The 5,788-nt window shown below is 74.7% G+C and carries 5 protein-coding genes; 1 reads left to right on the top strand and 4 read right to left on the bottom strand.

Annotated elements, in window-relative coordinates; translation table 11 throughout:
- The coding region (locus ABZ914_RS44735; RefSeq protein WP_500200790.1) for an SRPBCC family protein at window positions 1-744 on the bottom strand (744 nt) is incomplete at its 3' end.
- Between the two features lie 103 nt (window positions 745-847).
- On the bottom strand, window positions 848-1,513 hold the full coding sequence (locus ABZ914_RS44730) for an ArsR/SmtB family transcription factor (RefSeq protein WP_500200789.1): 666 nt from the start codon (window positions 1,511-1,513) through the stop codon (window positions 848-850).
- 138 nt (window positions 1,514-1,651) lie between these two features.
- On the opposite strand from ABZ914_RS44730, the gene ABZ914_RS44725 reads away from it, so the two are divergent.
- Window positions 1,652-3,415: a glycoside hydrolase family 15 protein gene (locus tag ABZ914_RS44725; RefSeq protein WP_500200788.1), complete on the top strand. Its 1,764-nt coding sequence runs from the start codon at window positions 1,652-1,654 to the stop codon at window positions 3,413-3,415.
- Window positions 3,416-3,421: 6 nt separating this feature from the next.
- Here ABZ914_RS44725 and ABZ914_RS44720 read toward each other — a convergent pair whose 3' ends face one another.
- Complete coding sequence (locus tag ABZ914_RS44720; protein ID WP_500200787.1) at window positions 3,422-5,086, bottom strand: MFS transporter; 1,665 nt, start codon at window positions 5,084-5,086, stop codon at window positions 3,422-3,424.
- A gap of 118 nt (window positions 5,087-5,204) precedes the next feature.
- A partial coding sequence (locus ABZ914_RS44715) for an FHA domain-containing protein (protein ID WP_500200786.1) occupies window positions 5,205-5,788 on the bottom strand: 584 nt, incomplete at its 5' end.

The raw sequence follows: 5,788 nt of genomic DNA, 5'->3' as shown, positions 1-5,788 counted from the left end.
CAGGCCGTCCAGCCAGCTCTGCCACGCCTTGCGCGTCGCGTCCTCGTCGCCGGACGCGCCGGCGGCGAACCGGTGCAGCGCGACCCCGACCGGCGCGCCCCACGCGTTGCGGCCGAAGAACCGGTACATCGCGTCGCCGGTGCGCAGGCCGAGGAAGTTCTCGTTGCGGAAGTCGACCACCGCGTCCACCTCGCCGGCGCCAGGCAGGTCCACCCGCACCCGGTCGCCCTCGGACGCGCCGTCCGCCGCCGACGCGCCCAGCCCGAGCGCCCGGCCGACCGTCTCGAACGCGTCCTTCGCCGTGGACGCCGCCGGGCCCTGCACGTCGGTGTGCACCGCGGGCATCCCCGGGAAGTGCGTGACGTACTGCCGCAGCGTGTGCAGGTAGAAGTCGGTGTGCTTGTTCGCGCCGTCGTACTGGTCGTCCCAGTTCTCCACGAAGATCCCGCTGTGCACGTAGCGGACCCAGGACCGGCCGCCCTCGCGCGGCTCGATCAGGTGGTCGAGCTGGTTGAGCGACTGCCCGACCGCCTTCAGCTCCTCGGGGGACTCGGACCGGACGACCAGCCGGTGCGGCGGGTCCCAGGTGGCCACGGTCGAGCCGAAGCCCGCCGCGCCGCCCTCGCGCGGCTCGTACTCGGTCGGCCACAGCCACCCGGCCGTGTTCGCCGTGATCGCGTCCCAGATCCGCTCGGGCGGCGCGTCGACCTCGAACTCGCGGACGATCTCGAATTCCTTCGCCATGGCGTGCTCCTCGCTCCGGCGCGCTGCCCGCGCGCCCGTTCCGTTGGTGTGCCGTTCTCTTCGCGGCTCGTGTGCCGTCATGCCGCGCGGCGGCGGGTGGCCTTCAGGCCCCGTCCGCGTCCGCCGCGCCGCGGTTTTGCTCGATGCCCGGCGGGTCGCCCTCCTCCGCCCGGCCTCCGGCGGCGGGCTCGGCCTTGAGGGAGGGGTGGAGGGCGATGACGACGCGGTGCGGGCGGCCGCCCTCCGCCGACGCGTCGTGGTACTTGCGCACCAGCGCGCCGACGCCGGCGGTCAGCTCCTCCACGAACGCCGCCCGGTCGGCGGCCGAGGCGAACCGGACCTCGCCGTCCAGCGCGTAGGTGGCCAGCCGCTTGTTCGCCCGCTCCGCACCGGTGATGAGCGCGCCGACGTCGCGGACCAGCCGCGCCGCCAGCGCCAGCAGCCAGCGCGCCGACAGCGCGTCGCGGTGCCGCGCGGGGTCGGGCTGCAGGCCCGGCAGCGCCAGCGGCGAGATCACGTACGACGCCGCCGTGGCGCGCATGAGCCGCTCGGTCATGTTGCCCTTGCGGCGCTCCTCGACCAGCTCCACCAGCCCGTGCCGCTCCAGCGCCCGCAGGTGGTAGTTCACCTTCTGCCGCGGCAGCCCGACCCGCGCGGCCAGCGCCGCCGCCGACAGCGGCTCGGCCAGCTCCGCCAGGAGCCGCGCCCGCATCGGGTCCAGCGACGCGGCCGCCGCCCCGGCCTCCTCGATCACCGTCACGTCCAGCATGCGTCCATCATGGGCACCGACAGTATGAGTTGTCAAGACAAAAAAAGTTGTCGGTGCGGGCGATCACCCCGGATCGGCGGCGCCTTCTCGGGTAGTGACCCCCTCGACGCACGACGGCACGAGGCGGAGGAGGTCACGGTGGGAGGCACGGGCGGACGGGACTCGCTGCCGAAGGCGCTGCGCGACTACGCGCTGATCGCCGACGGGGAGCGCGGCGTCCTGGTCGGGCCGCAGGGCGAGTACGCCTGGATGTGCTTCCCCGCCTGGGACTCGCCCGCCGCGTTCGGCGGCCTCCTCGGCGGCCCCGGTGACTACGTCGTCCAGCCCGTCGCAGAGCGGTGGGTGTGGGGCGGCTACTACGAGGACCGCGGGCTGATCTGGCGCAGCCGCTGGGTGACCGGCGACGGGGGCATGGTCGAGTGCCGCGAGGCCCTCGCCCGCCCCGCCGCCCGCGACCGCGCCGTGGTGCTGCGCCGCTGCCGGGCGGTGCGCGGCGCCGCCCGCATCCGCGCCGTGCTGGACGTGCGCGCCGGCGGCCGCCACGAGCGGATGCGGGACCTGCACCACCACGGCGGCGAATGGACGGCCCGCAGCGGTCCCGCCCGGATCCGCTGGCGCGGAGGCGACGAGGCGGTGGTGCGGGAGAACACCGACGGCGGGCCCGTCCTCGCCCTGACCTTCGACCTCGCCGAGGGCGAGTCCCGCGACCTGGTCCTCGAGATCGCCGAAGGCGCCTCCGAAGGCGCCCTGGACCCGGCCGCGCTCTGGGACGCCACCGAACGCGCCTGGCGCGACGACGTCCCGTCCTGCGAGGACACCATCGCCCCGCACGACGCGCGCCTCGCCTACTCGGTGCTCACCGGGCTCACCAGCAGCGGCGGAGGGATGGTCGCCGCCGCGACCACCGCGCTGCCCGAGCGCTCCGACGAGGGCCGCAACTACGACTACCGGTACGCCTGGATCCGCGACCAGTGCTTCGCCGGGCGCGCCGTCGCCGTGCACGGCGGGCCGCCGCGGCTGCTGCGCACCGCGGCCGAGTTCGTCACCGCCCGCGTCCTCGCCGACGGCGACCGCCTCAAGCCCGCCTACACCGTGACCGGCGCGGACATCCCCGAGCAGCGCGACAGCGACCTGCCCGGCTATCCCGGCGCCACGGCCGTCACCGGCAACCGCGCCAGCTCCCAGTTCCAGTTGGACGCGCTCGGCGAGGTGCTGCTGCTGCTCGCGGCGGCCGCCGAGCGTGAGGCGCCCGGCCCCGGGCAGTTCGAGGCGGCCCGCGTCGCCGTCGACGCCGTCGCCCGCCGCTGGAAGGAGCCGGACGCCGGCATCTGGGAGACCCGCGACGACCTGTGGACCCACTCGCGGCTCAGCTGCGTCGCGGGCCTGCGCCGCGCCGCCCGGTTCCTGGCCGGGCCGGCGGAGGCGTCCTCCTGGAACGCCCTCGCCGACGCCGTCCTCGACGAGACCGCCCGCACCTCGCTCGCCCCGGGCGGACGGTGGAAGCGGGCCCCCGGCGACGACCGCGAGCACGCCGCGCTGCTGATCCCGCCGCTGCGCGGCGCCCTGCCGTACGACGACCCGCGCACCGTCGCCACCCTGGAGGCGGTCCGCTCGGACCTCGTCCAGGAGGGCTTCGTCTACCGGTACCGCGTCGGCGACGAGCCCCTCGGGGTCGCCGAGGGCTCCTTCAGCCTGTGCGGGTTCTTCCTCGCCCTCGCCGAGCACCGCCAGGGCGAGACCGCTCGCGCGCTGCGCACGTTCGAGCGGACCCGGTCCGGCTGCGCCACCAGTGGCCTGTTCTCCGAGGAGTACGACGTCCGGCAGCGGCAGCTGCGCGGCAACATCCCGCAGGCGTTCGTCCATGCGCTGCTGCTGGAGTCCGCCGCCCGCCTCGGGGGCTGACCGGGGTCAGGCGTCGGCGGGCTGCGCGGCGGGAGCCGCCGCGCCGACCGCGCGCCTTTTCGTCTCCACCCCGAACGCCGCGACGACGAGCACCGCGAGCAGCAGCGGGACGGCGCCGAGCAGCGCGGTCGTGTTGATGGACGGCACCGTCGCGCCCACCACCAGCACGATCGTGACGACCACCCCGCCGAGCTTGCCGACCCCCGCCGACAGGCCGGAGCCGCGCGAGCGGATCCGCGTCGGGTAGATCTCCGAGCTGTAGGCGGCCAGCACCGCGGCGATCGTGGCGGTCCCGACGATCGGGCCGGCCAGCAGCACGTACAGCCACGTCCGGTCGTGCGCGAGGGACTCGCCGGAGAAGGAGAAGGCCACCAGCGCCGCGGCGGTCAGCGCGGTCAGCACGATGATCGTCTTCTTGGCGCTCCACAGCCCGTACATCGCGGCCGCGACGAACACCAGCGGCAGCCCCAGCAGCGAGGAGTCGCGCAGCGCCGCGTCGGCCGACTTCTGGGCCAGGCCGAGCCTCTGCAGGTTCGACGGGATCCACAGCTGGAACCCGTAGGTGACCAGGCCGATGCCCAGCCCCAGCACCACCACCGCGATGCTGAGTCCGGCGAACGGGGGCCGGAACAGCGGCGTGAAGCCGCCGCCGTGCGCGGCCTCCTCACGCTCCTCGACGGGCGCCTCCCCGGCGCGCCCCTCAGCGGCGGGCCTCGACGCTTCGGCCTCGGTCTCCGGCACGTCCTCGATGGCGCCGTACCGGGACATGATCGTGCGGGCCTCGTCCTCCCGGCCGTGCGCCAGCAGGAACCGCGGCGACTCAGGGATCCAGTGGTTCAGCGCTATCAGCAGCACCCCGGTCGGCATTCCGAGCAGCCACAGGATCCGCCATGAGTAGTGCGGGACCAGCGCCGACGACAGCGAGCTGGTGATCGCGTAGGCCAGCGCCAGGTTCCCGCCGATCAGCACCATCACCCAGCCGCGGTGCCGGCCCGGGATCATCTCCGCCAGCAGCGAGAACGTGATCGGCAGCATCCCGCCCGCCGCCAGGCCCATCAGCAGGCACATCGCCAGGTTCCAGGAGAAGGACGGCATCGCCCCGCAGACCGCGGTGGTCACGAACATCACCCCGGCCAGCAGGATGGAGGAGCGCCGCCCGATGCGGTCGCCGAGCCAGCCCCACAGGAACGAGCCGGCGACCGTCCCGGTCAGGCCGAACAGCGGCAGCAGCGCGACCGGCCAGTGCCCGCCGGGGTTGAGGGCCGACTTCAGCCCGTACTCCTTGCCCATCCCCGGCGCCACGAACGACAGCGTGATCGGCTTCATCGCGTCGATCGTCACCGCCGTCGTCATGACGATGACGAGCCCGATGTGCGCCCGCCGGAACGGCGCGTCGTGCGCCGCGCGGACGCGCACCTCGCCGTCGCGGCGGGACGCGGCGAGACCGCGCGGGATGAGCCCGTACGCGGTGAGCGCCAGGCCGACCACGATGAGCGCCATCCCGGTCAGCATCGGGGCGTCCATCGACATCCCGCGCATGTTGTAGTGCATGTCCGCCGAGTCGATGTACATCGGCAGGTGCAGGGCGACGCCCGCGACGCAGGCGATGAACCCGGTCCAGAATGCGGGCGGATGGGCGAAGGTGATACCGCCCATGGGCCGTGTTCGCATCGGTGTCCTTTCGGAGGGGGCGGCCGGGGACCCGGCCGCGGTGGGAGCGCCGTCAGGCACGGTGGATGTGACGCGGCGGGCGCCCGCCCGGTGCGCGTCCGGTTCCGGCCAAGCCGAATCAGACCTTCCGGTTGGACTCGAACCGGAACGTGCGGGTCAGGCCGACCCGGACGGTCGCGCCCGGCGCCAGCTCGACCGGGGTGTCGGACGGCAGCCGGACGAAGTCCGCGGCGCCGGGCGCGCGCACCGCCGTCCCGTTGGCCGATCCGAGGTCGACCACGTTGACCTGCCATTCCTCCAGCCGGACGAGGACGTGCCGGCGGGAGATCGACTCCTCGGCGTCGGTCATCCGGAGCGGGTGCGCGCGGCCCTCGGCGACCTCGGGCGCCCGGTCGGGGCGCCGCCCGATGAGGTGATCGTCCTCGAGCGGGACCGCCTGCCCGTCGTCCAGCAGCAGCACGCCGAGCGGCGGCCGCGGCCCGTGGAACGGCGACAGCGTGAGCTGGAGCATCGAGATCCCGCAGACCGCGCAGTAGTGCGCGCGCGGGTCGTTGAAGTGCTCGTTCTTGCAGTTGACCCCGAGCACCTGCGGCCCGCCGGGGCGCCGCTTCGGATGCCGGCGGATCAGGCTGACCCTCTCGCGCTGCGGCTCCTCGGCGCCCGCGGCCGACACGCCGTCGACCGGCGTCGGCGGCAGCGGCG

It is taken from the genome of Spirillospora sp. NPDC046719, from assembly GCF_040645715.1.
Lineage (GTDB): Bacteria > Actinomycetota > Actinomycetes > Streptosporangiales > Streptosporangiaceae > Spirillospora.
Note: the sequence above shows the minus strand (reverse complement) of the source record. Positions and strands in the feature narration are given on the sequence as shown.